This is a genomic window from Desulfallas thermosapovorans DSM 6562, assembly GCF_008124625.1.
GTDB lineage: Bacteria > Bacillota > Desulfotomaculia > Desulfotomaculales > Desulfallaceae > Sporotomaculum > Sporotomaculum thermosapovorans.
Genome location: NZ_VNHM01000003.1, coordinates 39799 through 63395 on the forward strand (window position 1 = coordinate 39799; position 23597 = coordinate 63395).

The 23597-nt window shown below is 43.5% G+C and carries 15 protein-coding genes and 1 pseudogene; 12 read left to right on the top strand and 4 right to left on the bottom strand.

Annotated features, from left to right (window positions below):
* Positions 1-31: 31 nt before the first annotated feature.
* Positions 32-1894, bottom strand: coding sequence for a methyl-accepting chemotaxis protein (locus LX24_RS03415; RefSeq protein WP_166510749.1), 1863 nt, complete (start codon positions 1892-1894; stop codon positions 32-34).
* Between the two features lie 481 nt (positions 1895-2375).
* Here LX24_RS03415 and LX24_RS03420 point away from each other — a divergent pair, with 481 nt between their 5' ends.
* Positions 2376-2678 carry a hypothetical protein gene (locus tag LX24_RS03420; RefSeq protein ID WP_166510750.1) on the top strand — a complete coding sequence of 101 codons (303 nt, stop codon included), beginning with the start codon at positions 2376-2378 and terminating at the stop codon, positions 2676-2678.
* A 130-nt stretch (positions 2679-2808) separates the two neighbouring features.
* On the opposite strand, the gene LX24_RS03425 is transcribed toward LX24_RS03420, so the two are convergent.
* Complete coding sequence (locus tag LX24_RS03425) at positions 2809-3273, bottom strand: hypothetical protein (RefSeq protein ID WP_166510751.1); 465 nt, start codon at positions 3271-3273, stop codon at positions 2809-2811.
* 200 nt (positions 3274-3473) lie between these two features.
* On the opposite strand from LX24_RS03425, the gene splB reads away from it, so the two are divergent.
* Positions 3474-4493, top strand: coding sequence for a spore photoproduct lyase (gene splB, locus LX24_RS03430; protein WP_207706516.1), 1020 nt, complete (start codon positions 3474-3476; stop codon positions 4491-4493).
* Positions 4494-4974: 481 nt separating this feature from the next.
* Positions 4975-6855 carry a sulfatase family protein gene (locus LX24_RS03435; RefSeq protein ID WP_243131603.1) on the top strand — a complete coding sequence of 627 codons (1881 nt, stop codon included), beginning with the start codon at positions 4975-4977 and terminating at the stop codon, positions 6853-6855.
* A gap of 240 nt (positions 6856-7095) precedes the next feature.
* Here LX24_RS03435 and LX24_RS03440 read toward each other — a convergent pair whose 3' ends face one another.
* On the bottom strand, positions 7096-7380 hold the full coding sequence (locus tag LX24_RS03440) for a DJ-1/PfpI family protein (protein ID WP_166510911.1): 285 nt from the start codon (positions 7378-7380) through the stop codon (positions 7096-7098).
* Positions 7381-7559: 179 nt separating this feature from the next.
* On the opposite strand from LX24_RS03440, the gene LX24_RS03445 reads away from it, so the two are divergent.
* The 7 genes from LX24_RS03445 (at position 7560) to LX24_RS03475 (ending at position 21065) form a co-directional block, all read left to right on the top strand.
* Positions 7560-8336 carry an ABC transporter permease gene (locus LX24_RS03445; RefSeq protein ID WP_166510753.1) on the top strand — a complete coding sequence of 259 codons (777 nt, stop codon included), beginning with the start codon at positions 7560-7562 and terminating at the stop codon, positions 8334-8336.
* 39 nt (positions 8337-8375) lie between these two features.
* Positions 8376-9923 (top strand): ABC transporter ATP-binding protein, encoded by a 1548-nt coding sequence (locus LX24_RS03450; RefSeq protein WP_243131604.1) that lies wholly within the window; start codon positions 8376-8378, stop codon positions 9921-9923.
* Between the two features lie 2 nt (positions 9924-9925).
* Entirely contained in the window at positions 9926-11329 is a 1404-nt protein-coding gene (locus tag LX24_RS03455) for an FkbM family methyltransferase (protein WP_166510754.1), read from the top strand.
* A 32-nt stretch (positions 11330-11361) separates the two neighbouring features.
* Positions 11362-15042 carry a glycosyltransferase gene (locus tag LX24_RS03460; protein ID WP_207706517.1) on the top strand — a complete coding sequence of 1227 codons (3681 nt, stop codon included), beginning with the start codon at positions 11362-11364 and terminating at the stop codon, positions 15040-15042.
* Positions 15043-15363: 321 nt separating this feature from the next.
* Complete coding sequence (locus LX24_RS03465) at positions 15364-17670, top strand: glycosyltransferase (protein ID WP_207706518.1); 2307 nt, start codon at positions 15364-15366, stop codon at positions 17668-17670.
* A gap of 193 nt (positions 17671-17863) precedes the next feature.
* Positions 17864-19450 carry a vanadium-dependent haloperoxidase gene (locus tag LX24_RS03470; RefSeq protein ID WP_166510756.1) on the top strand — a complete coding sequence of 529 codons (1587 nt, stop codon included), beginning with the start codon at positions 17864-17866 and terminating at the stop codon, positions 19448-19450.
* Between the two features lie 301 nt (positions 19451-19751).
* Positions 19752-21065, top strand: coding sequence for a plasmid pRiA4b ORF-3 family protein (locus tag LX24_RS03475; RefSeq protein ID WP_166510757.1), 1314 nt, complete (start codon positions 19752-19754; stop codon positions 21063-21065).
* A 299-nt stretch (positions 21066-21364) separates the two neighbouring features.
* Here LX24_RS03475 and LX24_RS03480 read toward each other — a convergent pair whose 3' ends face one another.
* Positions 21365-21838 (bottom strand): hypothetical protein, encoded by a 474-nt coding sequence (locus tag LX24_RS03480; RefSeq protein ID WP_166510758.1) that lies wholly within the window; start codon positions 21836-21838, stop codon positions 21365-21367.
* A gap of 272 nt (positions 21839-22110) precedes the next feature.
* On the opposite strand from LX24_RS03480, the gene LX24_RS03485 reads away from it, so the two are divergent.
* Together LX24_RS03485 and LX24_RS03490 are read left to right on the top strand one after the other, a co-directional pair.
* Complete coding sequence (locus LX24_RS03485) at positions 22111-23091, top strand: hypothetical protein (RefSeq protein WP_166510759.1); 981 nt, start codon at positions 22111-22113, stop codon at positions 23089-23091.
* Between the two features lie 64 nt (positions 23092-23155).
* Positions 23156-23371: pseudogene (locus LX24_RS03490) on the top strand (transposase); the annotation flags it as partial.
* Between the last annotated feature and the right edge of the window lie 226 nt (positions 23372-23597).

A 23597-nucleotide genomic window follows, 5' to 3' on the forward strand; every position in this document is an offset into this window, starting at 1 on the left:
GGCTTGGCTTATTGTAAGGTTAATTGCTTCCTTAACTTTGTCTATCGCTTAACTTGAATTTAGCAACCTCGCTTTGCAACGCACCTGCAATGTTGGCTAATTCCTGAGCTGCACTCGAAATTTGCTGAACGGTAGATGCAATTTGTTCATTCAATGCTGCTAACTGCTGCATACCTGCGTTAGCCTGGCTAGAACTTGCCGCGACAGCACGAATTACAGATGTATTTTTTTCAACTGCTTTGATAATTTGCTCCAGAGAGGCACCGGCATTACCGGCCACTTGAACTCCAGCACCAACCCTGGTGCGCTGGCTATTCATTAATTCAACAACATTGGAAACCTCGGACTGTATATCTTTTACAAGCTGGCCAATTTCATTCGAAGCTACAGATGACTGTTCAGCTAATTTACGCACTTCCTCAGCAACAACGGCAAAACCTTTACCATACTCCCCTGCGCGTGCTGCCTCAATAGCAGCGTTAAGGGCCAGAAGATTAGTTTGGTCTGCAATGTTAGTAACGGTATTAATAATTTCGCCAATTTTACCTGATTTAGCGCCCAAACTCTCAATGGACGCCGCAACACCTTTTGCTCCTGAAGCTATTGCGTTTATACTCTCCACAGTCTTTTTAACAGCCTTGTTGCCTTCTTCCGCCGCCTGGTGCACTTGTTCATATTCATCCACTGACTTATTAGCATCTTCAGCCTCATGGGCAGAGTTTTTCGCCATATCACTGGTGGTGTTCGCCATCTCCTCAATATTAGCACTTACTTCCTCGCTGGACGATGCCAATTCCTGGCTGTATGAGGCGAGTTTATCCGAACTGCTTTGAATACTAGCGATCATTGCCCTCAGGTTGTCTACCATCTTTTTAAATGCTTCTTCTAAAACACCTAATTCATCTTTACTGTTACTTACTGTTACCTGCTGTGTTAAATCCCCCAGAGCGATCATCTCAGCTGTTTTTCCGAGTTTAACTAACGGATTGGTTATAAAAGAAGCTATAATTATGGATACCAAGGCCATAATAATAAATCCTATTAGCGTTACCAACATATTGGAATTGCGAATGCCTGTCAGCGGGGCCAGCACATCAGACAGATCAGCTGTCTGTGCCACCGCCCAGCCGGTAGTTTTAACCGGAGCATAGGCCATTATTTTTTTAATACCCTGGTGAACATATATAGCATGACCCTTCTTACCCTGGCTCATTAGATTTAAGACTTCAGTCAAAGATTCATCCCCGGAATTTAAAATCTCCCTGGTATTTATCCATTCCTCATTTGGGTGAGCAATAGTTGTCATGTCAGGTCCCTGGATAAACCCGTAGCCATGACCGTTAATCCGCATATTTTCTGCAAGCTGCTGTAAATAATCTACTGTAACTACTATGCCCACAATACCATCCGGGCTTGCCTGGTCTTCCTTATAGATAGGTACTGCTACAACAAATATCATTTGTCCGGTGGTTTTACCCAGTAATGGATTTGAAACACAGGGTTTTCCCTGCATCGCCTCCTGGAAATAATCCCTGTCGGTGTAATTTGTACTCATTCCGTTAGTCCCAATACTGTTGCCTTCTTTATCTGTCACATAAACTAGAGCATATTCATCATGTTTTTCTATAACCCTGTTCAAGACCGGCAGGCAAGCTTGGGGGTCCCTGCTCCGGACATCCGTGCTGGCAGCCAAAGCATTTGCTTCTTTGATAATACCCTGCAGCCATTCATCTATTATCCTGGCATTATCCTCGGCACTGATTAAAGCTATATTTCGCAATTGCTCGTCTAAAACCGTTGCTGCTTTGTTATAATTTATATAAGAGATACTACCCAGCAATAATACCGAAGTTAGGGCAATAATCAGTATAAGTTTAACTTTCAAACTTCTCAAAAAACTCATCTCCAAACTAATATTGAATAATAAGGGCAATAATATCTCATAAATATACAATTATGAAACACGCTATATCGCACGATACTTTTTATAATCATCCCCCCTTGAATTGCAAGCAAATATTTTACATGTTAACAATCTGTGTAAAATATTACTGGTTAAACACTCTAACACTGATTAAGGGTTGCACCCACCAATATTACGTTTTTCTACAGACAACATTATTTTCCTCCCCGTTTGACTATGAATCCCTATAACATTAACCATGCAACCATTTCCCGCCGTCACGGGCAATTAGTTCTTCGGCTTCCCGCGGCCCCCAGTTGCCGGCCGGGTAGACTATAACCTACTCAGGTACGCTGCATAAGTCACAGCACCAACTACCGAGAAGGGCGGACAAACATGGAAGTATTCCTGTTACTATGATAACCCCCAATTTTGGAGCAATCCCGGAGTCAATGACGAGGTTACCCGGCCGTTGGATGGCCCTGAGAATGTGCAGGATGAAATAAAAGCCTCTGTTTGTAAAACAACTGTAAAGACACGTCCCGTACCTGAGCAGATTGAAATGTATAATTTATCTGAAGACCCGCTGGAGCAAACGAACCTGGCCCATCCCCGCTTTTCAACCCCCGAAACAAGGGTTATCCAACAAACGCTGGCCAGGATCCTGGAAGAGCAGCGCCGGCAAAAACGCCTTGAGCCGGCTAGCGGCACTGTACCGGGAATGCCGTCATGCAGTGTATGCGGCCCCAGTAATCCCCACGTTCCCGGTTTTTAAATGAACTGTGTTAAATCTTACCCGCCTTTTCAATCATACAACCTTACAAAGCAAAGACGGTATGGCACAAGATCAAACAGGAAAATACAGACCTTGAGCCATACCGTTTTGAGCGAATCTCTATGCTTTCTTAATTGTCTTTATTAACCAACTGGCGTTGAAAGTATACAAAAACCGGCAAGGGAATTATGATCCAGCCAAAGCTTTTAATCAGGCTGTTTTTGGCTCTGTTTATTTGCCGCTCCTTTTCCATTAAAACCATTGCATCATACTGCTGTCTCAACTCTTCCTCCGACAGGGTTATCTCCCTTTCCGGCGCACTGGTATCTGTGCGGGGTTTTTCAGTTTCAAGACGCTTAAATTCTTCAAATGTTTGATAATAAGGAACAGGTGAGACTATATCGGCAACTGCCATAAATGCGCCCACACTTCCACCGATGGTCATCATTAAAGTAGCGAATAATACCAAATATATGTATACATTTTTAATCACATCCCGGCCCCCTTTTTCAGTCTCATTTTTAACAACAACCACAAGAACGACAATAATCACAACAACCAATATGGCTGCAACAATAAGTAATGGAAAAACCATTTAACTAACCCCATTTACGATATTTTTGCGTTGACATTCTGAATAAATATACCGTTAGTTCTATTTTTAACATTATATGCCGGTAACTGGTCGCCAAAGACTATGTTTATATCTTAGCTTCTATATTATTATAAATCAACCACGTATTATGGGGATATACTAACTTTGTTTGTAAGCTTACTCACACCGGGGTGATATTTTTGTTTATTCCCAAACGGGTTTTTTTTGAACAGGAGGCGCTGGATTATCCCCTGGGCCGGCAGCTGTATGAAAGATTCAAGTCCGATGGGATACCTGTTGCCATGACCGGCAGCCATAACCGGGTTACGGGCATACCGGGCAAAACACCCCGGGAAGCTTACCTGGAAGGTAAACGAACCCTGGTAGTGGGCGTGCGCCGTACATTGCAGTTTTCACCGTGCAAACCTTCCGCCCATTACCAACTGCCGCTGAGCACCAGCTGCACCGGCCAGTGCCAGTATTGTTACCTGAACACAACGCTGGGCAAAAAACCATATGTAAGGGTATATGTAAATGTTGATGAAATTCTGCAGCAGGCGGAAAATTACATAAAAAAAAGAGCCCCGGAAATTACCCTGTTTGAGGGGGCGGCCACTTCCGACCCCATTCCCGTGGAACCCTATACCGGCTCGCTGGCCCGGGCCGTGGAGTTTTTCGGCCAACAGCCCCTGGCCCGGTTTCGCTTCGTTACCAAGTTTACCGGTGTGGATACGCTGCTGGCTGCCCGGCATAACGGTCATACCCGATTTCGCTTCAGCCTTAACACCGAGCATATAATAAAATCCTACGAGCAGGGCACACCGGCCGCCCGGGCCCGGATTGCCGCCGCCCGCCGGGTTGCGCAAGCGAATTATCCCCTGGGTTTTTTAATCGCCCCCATTTTTATTTACCCGGGCTGGCAAAGTGACTATGCCCAATTAATCCGCTCCCTGGCGGAGGAATTACAGCCTGCGGCGGGGCAAGACATTACCTTTGAATTAATTTCCCACCGGTTTACAGCCTCGGCAAAAAAACGCATTCTGGAGGTGTTCCCGGACACCACCCTGCCCATGGAAGAAGAGGAACGCAAGTTTAAGTTCGGGCAGTTCGGTTACGGAAAGTACGTTTATCCAAAGGAGACGCTGGAGGAGATGGATGAGCTATTCCGCCGGGAGCTGGACAGGCACTTCCCGGGGGCAAAGGTGGAGTATTTGGTGTAGACAGATGTCACAGCAATCATAAAGGACCTGGGCGAGGCGGGTAATATTAAATGCATAAGCGTCAAATAAACCCACCTTTCGCAAAGGGTGGGGCTTATTAAATAGCCTTGAATATGGCACAACATATACCGTTTATATTCCTTCTGAAGCAATAAGCTATTTAGTTGGCAATACGCTGGCGAAACCCACCAATTGGCGAAAGTCGGGGGGCCATAAAATGGCCGGACACTACGAAATATTGCTTGTGCCAGGCAGCCAAGCTGACGCCGACGGCCTTTGTCGGCTCAACGAGCGGGTCTGGCCAAGAGGGTAAAATGTACAAAAATGCATATGGCTTTTTCTTTAAGATCAAATAAACCTAATATCCTTACACAGGTCACAACACCCGCTAAACATACATAGTTTATAGCATATTAAAAAGTTGGTCGTACCAAAAAGTAATCCAACCTGCTTATCAGAATAGTATTCAGGGGTGATTTTATTGTCCGATAAAACCGAAAACACAAAAATTCCGGAGAACGACATTCAGCAAAAATGCTCCTGCACGTCACACTTTCCCCAAAGGCCAAATTTCCTATTTCTTATGGTTGACGAAGAACGATTCCCCCCAACCTATGAAAGCTCAGAGTTAAAAGAGTGGCGCAAAAAAAATCTCGTCACCCAAGAGCTATTACGAAGAAACGGTGTAGAATTCATGCGCCATTATACAGGATCAACTGCCTGTTCACCAAGCCGGGCGACCCTTTTCACCGGCCATTACCCGTCTTTACACGGCGTCACCCAAACCGACGGAGTTGCCAAAGGTGCCTTTGACCCGGACGTTTTCTGGCTTGACCCCAATACCGTGCCAACAATGGGAGATTACTTCCGCACCGCGGGTTACCGGACCTTTTACAAAGGAAAATGGCATATCTCCCAGGGAGACATCTTGATACCCGGAACAAAAAATTCCTTTCCCAGCTATAACCCTGTCACCGGAGTGCCTGACCCGGAAGGGGAAAAGATTTACCGGCAGGCTAATCGCATGAACAGGTTTGGTTTTAACGGGTGGATAGGACCGGAACCCCACGGCATCAACCCGCGCAATTCCGGTTCATCAGCGGCTCACGGTCTGAGCGGCCGGGATGTTGTATTTTCCCATGAGGTTGTTAAATTAATAAAGAATCTTGAAAACGAAAAGATGGCCAACCCTGACCATAAAATGCCGCCCTGGCTAATCGTATGCTCTTTGGTCAATCCCCACGATATCACCCTATTTGGCGCTTTAACAAGATTGAACCCGCAGTTTAATTTCGCTGTCGACCCTACGGTTCCCAACGTCCCGCCGGCGCCAACTGCCAATGAAAATTTGAACACCAAGCCACGGGCTCAAAGAAGTTACCGCGATACTTATCCGGAAGCGTTTCAGCCTTTAGCTGACACTAACCTCTATCGCCGGCTTTACTACCAACTCCAAAAAAACGCCGACCAAGAAATGCTGCGGGTTTTTGAAGCTCTTAAAAAATCCTCATTTTATGAGGACACAGTGGTCATTTTTGTTTCTGATCATGGTGAATTACTTGGTGCCCACGGCCTGTTCCAAAAGTGGTACTGTGCTTATGAAGAGGCAATTCATGTTCCTTTTATTATACACAACCCCAGGCTATTCACCGGACGCAAATCAATTGACATGCTAACCAGCCATGTTGATATACTGCCCACCATGTTAGGGCTGGCTGGAATCAATGCAGAAGAGGCCCGGGATATCCTGCGCCGCACCCACAATGAGGTACACCCGCTGGTTGGGCGGGATCTCTCACCACTTGTTCTGGATGAGGGAGAGCCCGAGCGTGCAGGGGAACCGCTCTTCTTTATGAGTGATGATGATGTCACCAGGGGGTTAAACCAGGTATCGGCCTTAGGCCGACCCTACAACTCGGTGTTACAGCCGAACCACATTCAAACTGTTATCGCCACCATTCAAACCGAGAAGGGCGAACAAACCTGGAAGTATTCCTGTTACTATGATAACCCCCAATTTTGGAGCAATCCCGGAGTCAATGACGAGGTTACCCGGCCGTTGGATGGCCCTGAGAATGTGCTGGATGAAATAAAAGCCTCTGTTTGTAAAACAACTGTAAAGACACGTCCCGTACCTGAGCAGATTGAAATGTATAATTTATCTGAAGACCCGCTGGAACAAACAAACCTGGCCCATCCCCGCTTTTCAACACCCGAAACAAGGGTTATTCAACAAACGCTGGCCAGGATTCTGGAAGAGCAGTGCCGGCAAAAACGCCTTGAACCGGCTAGTGGCACTGTCCCGGGAATGCCGTCATGCAGTATATGCGGCCCCAGTAATCCCCATGTTCCTGGTTTTTAAATGAATTGTGCTTAAATCTTAACCATATTTTAATCATACCACCTTGCGAAGCAAAGACGGTATGGCACAAGATTAACAACAAACAACGAAAATACAGAACTTGAGCCATACCGTTTTAAGCGATGTAGAAAATCTGCCGGATGATTTCCTGGTTAGACCTAAAGGTATTATCCCTCTACAGATGTACCACTTATATTTTATTAAAAATACAGGCTTCAGCCTTACCTGAAACTTACAGGTTTATATTTTAATTTCTGCACCAAGAAGTTTTACAAAGGCCTGAATAAAAGAAGGATGAGCAGGCCAGGCAGGAGCAGTGACAATGTGACCGTTCACATAAACGTTACTGAAGGTTTCATTAACTTCCCCCCATGTACCACCTGCACACAAAATATCGGGCTTACATGCAGGGTAGGCAGTAAACACTCCCTGCCGAATTACCCCGTCAGCCAATAGAACTTGTGGTCCGTGACAGATAGCCCCGATGGGCTTTTTATTGGCATCGAAGTTTTTTACAATTTCAATAACCCTGGCATCTAACCATTAATTATTTCCTTTCCTCCTGTTCGCTTCAGGTATAAATACATGACAAGAACACTATGAATAGTAAAGGATGATATTAAATTGCGCGTAACTATCCACCGGCTGTGGTTATGTGGGCCTTTTTGGTAAGAGGTAAGGAAGGGAGAAATCTGTATTAAGCAATGAAACAATATCTAAGGGGATTAATTAGAAGAAAAGATCTTTTAATATATTTAGTTATCTCTGGCCTCAAAGCCCAGCACAGGAACAGTTTTTTAGGTTATTTTTGGTGGTTGCTGGACCCTCTTTTAGGGGTATTGGTATATTATTTCCTGGTTGTCATAGTGCTGGGCAGAGGCGGCGAAAATTATGGTGCTTTTCTGGTTATAGGAATGGTCGCCTGGCGCTGGTTGAGTTCCACTGTCAATTCATCATCAAAATCAATAACCAATCAATCAGGAATTATAACTCAGGTATATCTTCCCAAAATAATATTTCCCTTATGCTCTAGTATGACCCAATTAATCAATTTTTCCTTTGGTCTTGTGGTAGTGGCCATATTTTTGTTATTCTTTAAAATTGTTCCCGGGGCGGAAATTTTGTGGCTACCGTTTGTTATGCTTATCCAACAGTTGTTTTTGCTTGCCATCTCTCTGGTACTTGGCTATGTTAGCGTTTTTATTAGAGATATAGAAAACGTATTGGGTCATTTTATTCGTGTTTGGTTTTACTCCTCACCCGTTATTTGGGAGGCTGGCAGGCTTCCGGAAGAATATAGTTGGATATTATCTATAAATCCAGTAACGGCTTTTTTATCGAGCTACCGTAATATTTTTATGTATAATAGCAACCCCGAATTCCTGCATCTCTTTATTATTGGACTTGTATCCTTAATATCCATTGTATTTATGCTTTACTTTTACAGCCGTAATGAACACAAGATAATTAAAGTTTTATAATCCTCAAAGCCAGAGTTGTTGAGAGGTGTTACTCTGTTGTTGGAATTTACGAAAGATCAGCCGTTAATAGATGCACATAATGTGGGTTTGAAATTCTCAACCAATAGAAAGAGGGAAGATACTAAATCACTGGTGTATGATTTTTTATTGGGTGTTACAAAAAAAGAAAGTGAATTTTGGGCTTTAAAATGTATAAACTTTAAAGCTTTTAAAGGGGAAATTATCGGTATTATTGGTTCCAACGGAGCGGGAAAAACAACCCTTTGCAGAGTTGTTTCCAAACTGTTCAGGCCTGATACCGGTTACATAGATGTAAAGGGCGAAATATCCGCGTTGCTTTCCCTGGGTACGGGTTTCAACAAGGAGCTCTCCGGGAAAGAGAATATATATTTGAATGGTATGATGCTTGGCTTTTCAAAAAAGGAAATAGACAGGCTTTATCCTGAGATAGTTGATTTTGCAGACCTTGGTAAGTTCATTGATTACCCGATAAAGTATTATTCAAAGGGTATGAAGGCCAGGCTTGGCTTTAGCATAGCCTCCATGTTGGAACCGGAAATACTGGTATTGGATGAAGCGCTAAGTACGGGTGATCTTAGTTTTAAAGAGCGCGCTGCAAGAAAAATGAGGCAGATAGTTAACAACGCCAAAATGGTGCTTATTGTATCGCATGAAATAGATTTTATCAAAAATAACTGCACCAAAGCCATGTGGATAAAAGACGGAACAGTAAAGGCATTTGGAGATCCCGGGAAAGTTGCGGAACAATATATATTAGCTGCTACGCCGCCTAAGAAAAAGAAAAGTATTGTTAGTTTAAAAGAAACAGAAAGAAAAATTGGTAAAGAAACTATTATCAAAGTTTCGGGTATAGGTTACAAGTACAGGTTAAATAAAAAAGAAGATTTCTGGGCCTTGAAAAATATAAGCTTTACTGTAAAAAGAGGAGAGGTTGTAGGTATAATCGGCCATAACGGTGCAGGAAAATCTACTTTGTGCAAAGTTTTGTGCAAAATTAATAAAGCAGACGAGGGGAGTGTTGAGATAAACGGTCAGGTAGCCGCTTTGTTGAGTTTTGGGGCCGGTTTCAACAAACAGTTGTCGGGCGGCGATAATATATATCTAAACGGGTTGATGCTGGGCCTTCCCAAAAAAAGGATTACCATGCTTTACGACGATATTGTAAAATTTGCCGGGTTGGAAAAATTTATTGATACCCCGGTAAAGTATTATTCCAGCGGTATGCGCTCAAAGCTGGGGTTCAGTATAGCGACCATGGTTGAACCTGATGTGTTTATTATCGATGAAGCATTATCTGCCGGAGATTTGTCCTTTTATGAGAAGGCTAGCGGGCGTATTCAAGAAATGATTTCGGCATCCAGAGCGGTTATGGTGGTAACGCACAGTATGGGTTTTGTGGAAAAAGTTTGCACAAGAGCTATATGGCTAGAGAAAGGTCAAGTAAAATTTGATGGAGATGCTAAAGAAGCAGTAAAAAGATACAGAGAGAATGCAAAAAAATTAAAAAAACAAGAGAAACAAGTAAAAAATCGCCAATGGAAATCCAATAACTCCCGGCGGAGGTAACCATGTTCAAGTTTGAAAACGCATTTTTACTGAACGGAAAACAACTTGCGGCGGCCAGGGTGCCGGCCATGCGTAACGATACCTCGATGGTACCAGTTGTTGATGGTTTAAAGGCCCGGGCGGATATGTTTCTCGCCATGCCGAATCCAAGCGTGGCGCATAAACCCGAGGTTCCCAGTGCTATGGCAACGGTTGAACAGCATTTCCGGATGTTTGGTCGCCAGCTTACACCCGGGGCATATCTGGCTGTTGCCGCTGCTGAAGGAGTGAATTTTCACTTTGGCCAGTCCGCGGAGGATGTAACATTACTCAGGTTATTTAAGAAGAAAAAGGGTGGGTTTTATGTGGACGTTGGGGCGTATCATCCCCGAAAATACTCCAATACATATGTACTGCACCGCTTTTGGGGCTGGAACGGTATCAACATTGATGCCTCCGCTGAAGCAATTGCTTTATTTGAACAGGAGCGTCCCGGTGATGTTAACCTGCACACGGCGGTAGGGTTTTCGGCGGATGAAGCCGTTTATTGGAAGTTTGATAAGCCCGCGCGAAATACCTTCTCGGAAGCAAACCTGCAGCGTCAATATGCCAAAGGCGACGTGGAAGTTACCGGCCAGGAAAGAATTCATGTGCGACCCCTGGCGGATATTCTTGCAGAACACGTTCCAGATGAAAAAGTGATCGACCTATTAGATGTAGATGCGGAAGGGCTGGATATTGAAGTTCTACAGTCCAATGACTGGCAAAGATTTCGCCCGCAAGTCGTATTGGTGGAGGATTACTCTGTACAAACGAAGGGGCTGGAGAATAGTGAAATTTATAGTTATATGAAACAAGTTGGATATAAATTTATATCCCATACTTTTGATACATCCATATACATTGAGGAAGGTATATGGATACAGGGGCTTGATACACTGGGCGCTGCTCCCGGTGCTACGAAGGAGCAAAAGGTTTTACTGAATGATAATTTGCTCAGTGAAATACCCGGGGTTATCGAAAGGGCGGGTGCCCTGGTCAAGGCACACCCTGAGTGGGATAGAATGTCCGGCAAGATTTTTATGCTTGAAGGTGAACTGGCCAACGAGCGCGAGCGGAACAGGGAACTCACTGCACAAGTGCAAAAGATGGCCCAGGAACAGCTTAGTCAACTCCAGGAGGAACTGAAAGTCAAGTGCATCAGGAATAAAGAGCTAATTGATAGCTTAAATAAGAAAGAAACTGAACTTAAAGAAATAAAGTCCAAGTATAAAGATGTCATGCGGGAGCAAAGGTATCTTGAAAAGCGGTATTCCTGGATTAAACAAAGCCGTATTTGGCGTTACATGACTCCTGTTCGAAAAATGGTTGATATGGTGAAGAAAGTTTTTACATTTAAGTCTAAAAGAACACATAAAAATAGCTAAGACACCTTTTAACTTTTTTCAGGGGAGATAGTATGAATAAAATGCCGGTAGATCCGGGCAATAAATCTAAACCAAATAAAGATTTCGAGACAGGGCAAGAGGAACTAAAGCTGCAGCTTGACAAGGTAATTAAGGAGCTTAACATCGAGAGAGAGCGAGAACAGGAACTTACTACAAAACTAAAAAAGTTGGAATCTGAGCTAAAGAATGCCAGAGTGATGTGCCAAAAAGCAGTGCGGGAACGAGATCGCATTAAACGCCTTTACGCACAGATTGAACAAAGCCGGACATGGCGTTATACGTTGCCGGTGAGGAAGCTGGCCAGTATATTCAAATGTGATGCTAAGGGAAAGTCAAGCCCACACAGAATGCAATCACCCAAACCGGCTGTAGCGGTTGAATCAACAAAATTATTGAAATATGAGCGTCAATCTGTGGAACCCGGTTCAAAACCATTGACACAGAAGGAGAAGAAGGCTGCTAAGAAAATCAGTCAACTTAAATTTCGTCTTTATAATCTTGGTTTCACCGAGCGTGCTCTTGCGGATCTGCAGAGTTTGTTTCAACAGACAAATGATTCCTGCGTAAAAAGGCTGGCAGCCTGGGAACTGGTACTTTGGTATGCCAACCAGTATAGCGAGGCGGGTGCACAGCGATGCTTGGACTTACTACCCGGGGCACTGCAGGGTGAAAAATCCCCCGGCCGTTTACGACAGGCCGCCATAATTGAAGCCGAGTGCCATGAAATCTTAGGTAATAAAGAAGCGGCCAAAGAAACAATTAATAACGCCCTTGAACTAAACCCCCATGCAGACCTGTTTCTTGCCAGAACAAACCTTGAAACCGATATGAAAGAAAAAGTGAACTGGATTAATAAAGCACTTGCCCTGCATGGAATATCCGCGATTTCATATGATGACTCTTTAAGGGGTACCGCCTTGGATTGCCTGAGACCCGGTCATAATGCAAGGAGATGTACCGAAATCCCCAGTGATGCGCCCAAAGTAACTGTTATTGTACCTGTTTATAATGCTGAAGGCACAATAAAAACTGCGCTGGATTCGATAACGTCCCAGACATGGAGCAACTTGGAGATAATCGTAGTGGATGACCATAGCACCGATGCTACAACAGATATCGTTGAAGAATATGTGAAAAGAGATAACAGAACTCAGTTAATCAAAGCTGAATCAAACGGTGGCCCCTATGTAGCTCGAAACCTTGCACTCCGGGCAGCTACAGGTGAATTTGTAACCTGTCATGATGCCGATGATTGGTCACACCCGGAAAAAATAGAAAGGCAGGTTCGATACCTGCTTAACAACCCGTCAATTATTGGAAACTCATCTCAACAAGCCCGTGTTTTTGATGATCTTAAGCCTTACCGCCGGGGAAATCCTGGTTATTATATATTTAACAACATGTCATCCTTTATGTTTCGCCGTATACCTGTAATGAATGCTGTTGGTTACTGGGATTGTGTGCGATTTGGTGCTGATTCGGAATTTATACGTCGTATCAAGAAAGTATTCGGAGAAAATACGGTGGTGGAGGTTTCTACAGGGCCCCTTACTTTCCAAAGGCAATCCCGCAATTCTCTAACCGGAGATGGAGCATTCGGTTACCATGGCTTTTTTATGGGAGCGCGAAAGGAATATTTTGAGAGTCACGAATATTATCACTCCATAGCAGATTCTTTAAGATATGATTTTCCCCAAAAATTTCGACCCTTTGCTGTTCCAGAACCCATGTGGCCAATCAGGGAAGTTCGAAATTCCGAACGCCGGCATTTTGATGTTATCCTTGTATCTGATTTCAGGCTTGATGGCGGTTCCAATATGTCCAATGTGGAAGAAATCAAGGCTCAGAAACGAATGGGCCTGTATACCGGGTTAATCCAGATGTCCCGTTACGACTACTATCCAAGAAAGAAAATCAACCCCAAAATACGCCAACTGTTAGATGGCAATCAGGTTCAAATGATTGTTTATGGAGAAAAGTTAAGCTGTGATGTTTTAATACTTAGATATCCCCCCGTATTACAAGAATGGCAACGTTATATTCCCAATGTAAAAGCAAAAGACATACGAGTTATAGTTAATCAAACTCCAATGAGTGATTACGGGCCGGGTGCTGTACTGAGATACGATATAAAACGGTGCCATAAGCATTTATTAAGATACTTTGGTAAAGGAGGTATTTGGCATCCCATTAGCCCGCTGGTTCGTGAAGCACTTAATAAACACCATGCAAAGGAACTGGAAATTATCACACTTTCAGATGAAGACTGGATTAATATTATAGATGTGGATGAATGGCGGCGACCATCACGTCCATCGCGGGGGGCAGCAATAAGAATAGGTAGACATGCCAGGGACAGTATATTAAAATGGCCTGCTGATGGCAAAGAGTTACTGGCTGTTTATCCCGATTCCACTGGTTATGAAATACATGTACTCGGGGGCGCGGGCATTCCTGAAAAAATTCTTGGCTATCTGCCGAAAAACTGGCGCGTTTTGGAATTCGGGGAGATGCATCCCAAAGATTTCCTGGCCATGTTGGATGTATTTGTATATTATACCCACCCTGATTTGGTAGAGGCTTTTGGACGAGTGATTATTGAAGCAATGGCTGTTGGTGTGCCTGTGATTTTACCGCCCAAATTCCGGGAGGTATTTGGAGAGGCAGCCATCTATGCGGAGCCGGCGGAGGTTAAGGAGAAAATAGATAGCTTGATGAGTAATGATGATTATTACCAATCGCAGGTTGAAAAAGCTTGGGCTTATGTAAAAAAACATTTCGGTTATTCCAAACATGCTGCCAGGTTGGGGATAAAGAAAAATTTAGAAGTCCCTATCAAAGCTGGAGGAAAAGTAAGCTTAAAAAGCTTGCAAGATTTACCGAGATATAAGTTCAACTGGCCAATTTTACCCGCCGAATTTAAAAAGGGTGCATATAGCTTTAGTTGGGAAGGTTTAGAATATGATTTTATTTACCTGCCGGCACCAGTTAATCGATTATTCGTTTTATTGACTGGAGCCGTTGATCGAAGTAAAACTAATCCGCCTGTTTTTCACAGGTGGTCGTGGGCAAGTTATTTCCCGGGTCATTGTTTATATATCGCTGATCCTACATTAAAATTGTACAAAGACATTAATGTTGCCTGGTATATAGGTACGCTTAAAACAGACGTTATCTCGATTATTGCCCAGTTAATAATTGATGTAGCCGGAAAGTTGAATATGCCTTTAGGTGATGTTATTATTTATGCTTCATCTGCCGGGGGTTTTGCGGCACTTAAATTATCATCGATAATACCAGATATTGTTGTGGTTGCTATAAATCCCCAAATTGATGTAACTCAATATAAAAATAAATCAGTTGACAAGTATCTAAGTTATTGTTTTGATGGCATAGACCGTACAAATGCAATTATCAATTACCCTGAGCGGTTTAGCATTATTCCCTTTTGCAACAAAATTAAAAATAATAAAGTTGTTTACGTCCAAAACAGACTCGATAAACATCATTATCATACACATTTCAAACTTTTTAACCGGGCTATAGGGTTAAATGCTGCCAACAATTATAGAATAAATAACATAAAAGCTATATTTTTTGAACATGAAGATGGACATAGGAAAGCGGAGCCACCAGAATTATTTCCAACAATAATTGAGACAGCCATAGGTTTATCCAGATCCGATCTGTAGATTAGAAATAAAGAGATGTGATGGGTGTTGATAAATGGGGAGTTATATTAACTTGAAATTTAGGGATGCTTTATGTTAATTATACAGGTTTGCCGCAAACTGTACAATTTAATATTTTATAAAGCATTAAATTTAATAGAATCCATTATTTTTAAAATCTTTACTATAGATCAGATACGTAGCATAGCAAAAAGACTTAACCCTTGGCAAAGGAGTCTAGTTAAGAAATATTTTATTCCAAAACAAAAAATAATATCGGACATTCAACATCGTTTATATAATCTTGGTTTTACAGAACGAGGTCTTAGGGATTTATATAATTTGTTTAACGATACTGAAAACCCCTATGTAAAAAGAATGGTAGCTTGGGAGCTGGTACTTTGGCATGCCAACCAGTATAACGAAGCGGCTGCAAGACAATGCTTGGATTTATTACCCGGGGCACTGCAAGGTGAAAAATCCCCCAGCCGTTTACGACAGGCCGCCATAATTGAAACCCTGTGCCATGAAGTCTTAGGTAATATAGAAGCAGCCAAAGAAACAATTAATAACGCCCTTAAACTAAAACCCCATGCAGACCTGTTTCTTGCCAGAGCAAACCTTGAAACCGGCATGGAAGGAAAAGTGAACTGGATTAATAAAGCACTTGCCCTCCATGGAATATCCGGGATTTCGTATGATGACTCTTTAAGCGATACCGCCCTGGATTGCCTGAGACCCGGTCATAATACAAGTAGATATACCGAAATCCCCAGTGATGCGCCAAAAGTAACTGTTATTGTACCCGTTTATAACGCTGAAGATACAATAAGAACTGCGCTGGATTCGATAACATCCCAGACATGGGGCAACTTGGAGATAATTGTAGTAGATGACCACAGCACCGATGCTACAACAAATATCGTTGAAGAGTATGTGAAAAGGGATAGTAGAATTCAGTTAATCAAAGCTGAATCGAACGGTGGCCCGTATGTAGCTCGAAACCTTGCACTCCAGGCAGCTACAGGTGAATTTGTAACCTGTCATGATGCGGATGATTGGTCTCATCCTGAAAAAATCGAAATACAAGCTTTGCATTTGATTAAGAATCCATCCATTATAGGGAACGTATCGCAACTGGCCCGTACCAATTCCGACCTTAAATTTTTTGGGGGAAGGAATCCAGGAATAATAACACTCAAGTTCGCAACATCTTTCCTGTTCAGGCGTAAGCAGGTAATTGATGCTGTAGGTTACTGGGATAGTGTTCGATTTGGTGCTGATAGTGAGCTTATACGGCGGGTTAAAAAAATATTTGGTAACGAAGCAATCGCGGAACTGGCAACAGGACCCCTGTCTTTTTACAGGAAATCCGGCCAATCTTTAACCGGAAACAAAGCTTTTGGTCACCCTGGATATTACATGGGTGCACGCAAGGAGTACCATGAAAGCCAAATTTATTTTTACAGTAATTCAGATAACTTGCGTTACGAATTTCCCCAGAGATCCCGTCCATTTCCCGTACCCGAACCCATGTGGCCCAAACGGGAGGTTAGGCCCTCCGAAAGGCGTCATTTTGATGTTATTTTAATATCTGATTTTCGCATGATAGGCGGTTCGACCTTATCCAGTGTTGAGGAAATCAAGGCTCAAAAGCGGCTTGGTTTACGGACAGGATTAATACAGATGTCACGCTATGACATTGATCCCAAAAGAGGCATCCTCCCGCAGGTACGGGAATTAATTGATGGAGACAAAGTCCAAATGATTGTTTATGGTGAAAAAGTTTCCTGTGATATATTAAATATTCGGTATCCTCCCGTGCTGCAAGAATGGCAGCGATATGTTCCTGATGTAGATGCAAAGGATATCAATACTATAGTTAATCAAACACCCATGAGTGTTTATGGTGAAGGCGCTGTCCAGCGGTATGACATTAATCAGTGTCAGGAACATCTCGAAAAATACTTTGGGAAAACCGGTACGTGGTACCCCATTGGCCCGTTGGTACGCAAAGCCCTTCAAGAACACCATGCAGAAGAGATTAAATCAATCAAGCTGGCAGGTGAAGACTGGACAAATATCATAGACATTGACCAGTGGCGGCGCAAAACATATTCGCCACGCAAATCAAAACCAAGAATTGGAAGGCATTCCCGGGATCATGATGTACGCAAATGGCCTGCGACTGCTGGAGAATTACTCACAATATATCCTGAATCCAGTGATTACGAAATACACATTCTTGGTGGTGCAAAAATACCTGAAATAATTATGGGGAGATTGCCAGGCAACTGGCACGTTTTGGAATTCGGTAAAATGCCCCCTAAAGATTTCCTGGCCATGTTGGATGTATTTGTATATTATACTCACCCTGATTTAGTGGAGGCTTTTGGGCGAGTGATTGTTGAAGCAATGGCTGTTGGTGTACCTGTGATTTTACCGCCCAAATTCCGGGAAGTCTTTGGCGAGGCAGCCATCTATGCGGAGCCGGCGGAGGTTAAGGAAAACATTGAACGCTTGATTAATGATGATGATTATTACAAATCGCAGGTTGAAAAGGCCTGGGTTTACGTGGAAAAACATTTCGGTTATGCGAAACATGCTGCCAGGTTGGGTAAGTCGTTAGAAAGGTCTACGAGAAATTAAAGACTACTTTATTGTATTTGCTTTAAGCTACCCGGCACTTGTTTTTTAGGTTCAAAACTTTCGTATTTAATAACGCCACCGGGACCGGGTAGAGCCGGTTTGTACTTTTGTGGATAACACTCCAATATTTGGAACAATTTGAGTGTTTTGTCATAATATAGTAAAATATTAAACTATGTTTGGGGTGTTCAAAATGAGTGATAAGGTTTTATTAAACGAAGGAAAGGTTGCTCAAGGGGGGAACACATTTAACCAGGTTGAATCCTGCGAGATTGGGCCAACAAGTACAAGGCAGCGTCGTGAGGATGCATTTCAAATACGCCGAAATGCAGCGCTTTTTCAAAAGAACCTTACTCTACCAGGCCATCCATGTAACGGTGATGAAAATCTATTTGTCAATAAAATCGGTAACTTTTCCAAGGGACTGCCCCATAACCATCTCGGCGAGGTAGACCTCAATGCCTATAATGACATGATCAGGGCTTTATCCACCGGCAGCCCCGACGATTTTGAATTCATACCTTTGGGGGGAGTTACCAAGCTGGCCAGCCCCCAGACCGCTTATGCGTTCGAGATGGTAGGACCGGATACTCATCATATAAGCATGATTCCGGCACCAGCCTTCAGCAGTGCCTGGAGTGCCGGTGAAATGACTGAACTTTACTGGCTGGCGTTAACCCGTGATGTGCCCTTTGCGAAGTACAACACCGATCCGCTTACCCTCGCGGCTGCGGGTGAGCTGTCTGGTTTTTCTGATTTTCGGGGACCAAAGGTCAATGGAGTGGTCACCACGGATACCTTGTTCCGCGGCGATACGCCCGGAGACTTAACGGGACCATATATTTCCCAGTTCCTGTGGAAGGACATTCCTTACGGTGCCACAACCATCGTTCAGCGCTATCGCACCACAGCAGCCGGCGTTGACCACATGACCTCTTATGAGGATTGGTTGAATACCCAGAATGGATTCCCTTCCAGCACACCTAATCAATTCGACCCCACGCCCCGCTATATCCGTAATGGCCGCGATTTAGGCGAATGGTGCCACCGTGATTTCACCTTCCAGGGCTTTCTTGGTGCATGTTTAATTCTGCTCAGTTATGGGCCGGCAGCGCTGTCCCCCAGTAACCCTTATCTGCGTTCGGCCACCCAGAACGGTAGATCCACTTTCGGTGCCCCACATATTCTGGATTTTGTGGCCCGGGCGACCCGGGCAGCGGACATGGCTGCCTGGTACCAAAAATGGCTGGTCCACCGGCGACTCCGGCCGGAAGAGTTCGGGGGACGGGTCCATAACCAATTAACGGGCACCGCTAATTACCCCATCAACCAGGAACTACTCGATTCCCAGGCGATTGCTGATGTATATAGTAAGTTTGGCACCTACCTTTTACCTCAGGCTTACGCGGAAGGATGCCCAACACACCCGTCCTATCCCGCCGGTCACGCCTGCGTTGCCGGGGCGGGAGCGACCATGCTAAAGGCGTTCTTCAAGGAGTCGTTTGTTATTCCCAACCCGGTTGTAGCCAGTACCGACGGTCTCTCACTACTCCCTTATTCGGGACCGGCTTTGACGGTGGGTGGGGAACTGAACAAACTTGCCAGCAATATAGGCCTGGGTCGCAATACCGCAGGTGTACACTATCGCTCAGACGGCGAGGGCCTAAAAGTGGGCGAAGCTGTAGCCATCGGTATACTGCAGGATTACCGGAAAACATATAATGAAAATTTTAGCGGTTTCTCCTTTACCAAATTTGACGGGACCAAAATTGTGATTTAAGCTAAGCTTATGAAATCCGAAGTGGACCGTACGTGCCACCCGTGCATACGCTTTAGTTCATCCAAATATGACCGGTAGCGGTTCCTGCTCGAGCAAATTTCAGAAGGGCAAATTGCCCTTCTGAAATCTCCCCTAAGGAGACCCGAACCTAAGGTTCGAACATTCTACAGAATACCGCGACTTTAATGAAACTCTATGCCGGCTTTGGTATTTTTACAAATAAGAATTGAAACCCGATCCCGTTCTCAATATACTGAGAGTAGCAACACTTCATGGAACGGTAAAAAACGAGAGGGATATTATGCTAAACACAATCAATGACTTTGAAACCTTCTGTACATACCTGGAAGAGAATAGACCAAAGCTAACCAAGGTACGGAATGAACTGGGCAAGAAAGACTGCTATGCCATAAACGCTCTGCTATCCAGACCAAGAGAACTGGATGGACCCAAATATCTTCAGCCCGTTTACTTGACCATAAATTTATTTTTCCACATTATTAAGGCCACAGGGCTCTTTGTACGTGAAACAAAAAAGAATGGAGAGGGTTATCTTGTACCTTCCCCTAAACTTGAGAAGTTTAGAGCTCTTAATTCCTGTTCAAAGTATATGTTCCTGTTTAGAACATACTGGACGAAGCTTGACTACAGGGAATTATACTGGAATACCCTGGCCATGAGTGGACATTTCATCTATATGCGTATCGGGCTGGAAGCTCTGAAAGACACCAAACCTGGTGAAAGGGTTTTTGCCGACATAGAGGATTTTCGAAATGCTTATGACTGGTCTAACCCGATACACCGCTTTTTTGTTACCGCCGGTCCGGTTATTCACCATCTGAGGGACTTTGGCTTCTGGGAATACGAGGAAGCACAAATAAAAGATAAACTGCTTTTCGGGAAAAATGATCCGGGTGTGAAGGCTGTTACACTTACTGATTTCGGTCCGGCCATGATCCGGGCCTGTCTGAACAGACCGTATGAATTGTATAACGAGAGACCCGACGTAAAACTAATTGAACGCTGCTGGTATGATGAACACCTTAAACCTTTACTTGATAAACCCGGCATTGAAAGAGCTTCGGCAAATACACCGAAAGAACCCTTTGAAAAAGCGTTTGAAGCCATATTCCCCGCCGCCGCCATTGATTCTACCGCTATTAATGCAATGTATAAAGTTACGGACAGGCGAATGGATACCGGTGATGGGAATGTATATATACTCAAGGTGTCACTAAATAGACGGGCCTGGCGGCGCATCAGGATTTCAGCGGCAAACACCCTGCATCACCTGCACGAGGCCATACAGGATGCCTTTGATTTCTACGATGACCATCTTTACGCCTTTTTTATGGATGGACAACTCTGGTCGAAAAATGCCTACTGGAGCAGAGAGGGGGAACAGCCTCCTTATGCTGACAAGGCGGTAATAGGGCAGCTTGGTTTAACACGCGGGCAAAATTTCTTGTACTTGTTCGATTTTGGCGACGAGTGGAAGTTTGACGTGCGGGTTGAGGAGATACTTGACTCGGACTTGCCGCCCGAAAGGCCGCTGGTTACCGGTAAAAAGGGTGCATCTCCCGAACAGTACCCGAGCTATGAGGATGATTACTAAAAAGAAATAAGCTCATGTACAGCAATTTTTAATTTAGCACTATACCTTTCATCTAATATCCTCTGGCGCTTTTCGGTGGTTGTGACCGGTCGGATATACATCGTTAAGCGTCAAGTTAACCCCACTCCTCGCGCAAGGTGGGGTTAACTTGTTTTTGTCACCCATTGTTACCCGGCAACCATGTTGAACAACCGGACAATGGCAAACCAGGTTCTCCATAAGGTAAATTTGGCTTCATAAACATGTGACGATAATTCGTTTTTTTGTAGTAATCATTGCCGGTATTTTTCAGCGGAATATTATTTCAGGGGTCTCAATTTAATATTTCCAATCTTAATATAAACATAGGTAGCCAGTGAAAACCAGGCGGAAAAGACTATGGGGGCGTAATACTTGTAGCTGCCGATATACTCAAATAACCCCAGCCCGGTTAAAACCAGCCCCACCATGTAAGCAAATATCGAGAAACCAGCAACATAAGGAATTAAGAATGCTGTTCTGGCAGGAAGAAAATAAAAAAATAACATGAATGCGAACATCCAGGCTATGGGTGACCAGATTGTTATTACACCGTAAATGCCGAATGGTCCCATGTTATAGTACCTGGCTAAATCCAAAAAATGCAGTGCAAATACCACTATAAGATCTACAATGGCGCCAAAAATAAATCCATAAAGCAAATACTTTTTAAACATATGCCTGGGAATAATTGCATAGGCGGCAATGCCGAAAAGAATAGCTTTATAAAAAAATAAGATGCTTTTGCCGAACACCGGTTAAAACTCCATTCTGCACAAAAAAAAACGATTAACTCAGGATTTATTGTTTCCTTGCGGAGGTTTATTTATAATTGCGCTTACCAAAGGAAATGTATAATTTGAAAGTTCGTCCACCGGCCCAAAGTACAGTAGGGGCAGGCTACATGGAAAACTAATCTCTTTGCTACACGGGGAAATTAATTTCTAAATTTTTACACAACAAAAGGACTTGCCATATATGAACCAGAATAAATACAAGAGCCGGGAAAGGTGGGAGGTTTAAGGATATGTCTTTAAAGCAAAGGTTATTTTCAATCATTCTTATCCTTTTATTTCTGTGGCTCATTATCTCCGTATATTTTTACGGCCAGCACTACCTCGCTTATAAAAGCTTTCCCATTTGGGGTAAAGCGGAGACGGATGACGCCTTCATACTGTTAAAAAACGTTGTTGTTTATAACCATGAGCAAAAATATTATGATTTTGATGAGATTCCGTGGTACTGGGAGATAGCCAAAAAAATAAGTAACAACGAGCTCCGTAATGCATTTGTTAAAGTTTGCTATTTTTACAGCAGGCCTTATATCTTTCACAAAGATAAAAGTACTATAAAGCTGCAGGGAATTATAGCATTAAAAGGCTCAAAAGACCCGGACGATTTCCTTGGTATAAACCAGCCACTGGATATCAGACTTTACGGAGATTACGATGTCTCCCTGACCAGCGGCATGGGTTCAAGACACAGAGATGGCAGCAATGTTTTATTATTTGAGTCAATGGGAAACGATGTATTGCTTAAGAATAATCACACTTACAAGGCGGTTATTAAAAATGAACAAGACGAGATAATTAAGGAGTTACCCTTAAGGCCGCAGTGGAGGTATCAGGCTTATAGTTTTTTTGATGCAAGACCTTTTTATTATCCCTTCGAACCTGCAATTACAATTAATAGATTCATCAATTTATTAAAGGACAACCAAAGGGAACTGGCCGCAAGCTATATACATTTCAAGTGCAAAGAAACATTCCCCTGGGAAAACTTTGACCACCCATACTTTAGCGAAGCACACCCGGGTGTTGAGTACTATATTGGTAATTACCTGGGGTTTGAAAATGTTTTTTCCATGAATTTACTATACTTTAAACCGGGTGATCAGGTCCGCACTCCGGACCAGTGTTTTGCAAGGCAGGCAATCTATTTTGTTGATCACCTGGGAAAATGGAAAATTATAAACGCGGAGCCCATCGAGATTGATGATTATAATTAACGATGCTTTACCAAGAAGCGCCGTAAAGCCCCCGGCTTTAGCCGTAGGGATATAAGGCACACCGGGAAACAACTCCGGTAAAAGCCGCAACGGCTACAGTCAGAAAACCATACAAACCAGGCTTGGTAAAACGGAACTCAAGATACCCAGAGATCGTATTGCAGAGTTTGAACCCCAAATTATCAAGAAATATGAAACAACTTCAAACCAGTTGGAAGATCAAATCATAGCCATGTATGCTAAAGGCATGTCTACCCGCGATATTTTATCGCAAATTCGGTCAAATCGTATCCAAAATTGCCGGCTTTGGCCTGATGAATTATTTAGGCAAATTAGCGAGAAAGTTATCCTATGGCATAGATTAAGCTTTAATTCAGCCCGGTGACACCGGGCGTTTCTTTATAGCTTATGCCTGATTTTCCGGAGCCAAGTACTGACCAATATCTCATATAATTGTGGGAAGGTTAAGCAGTTTCTAAAAAACTTATGCGCACTTGCCAATTAAT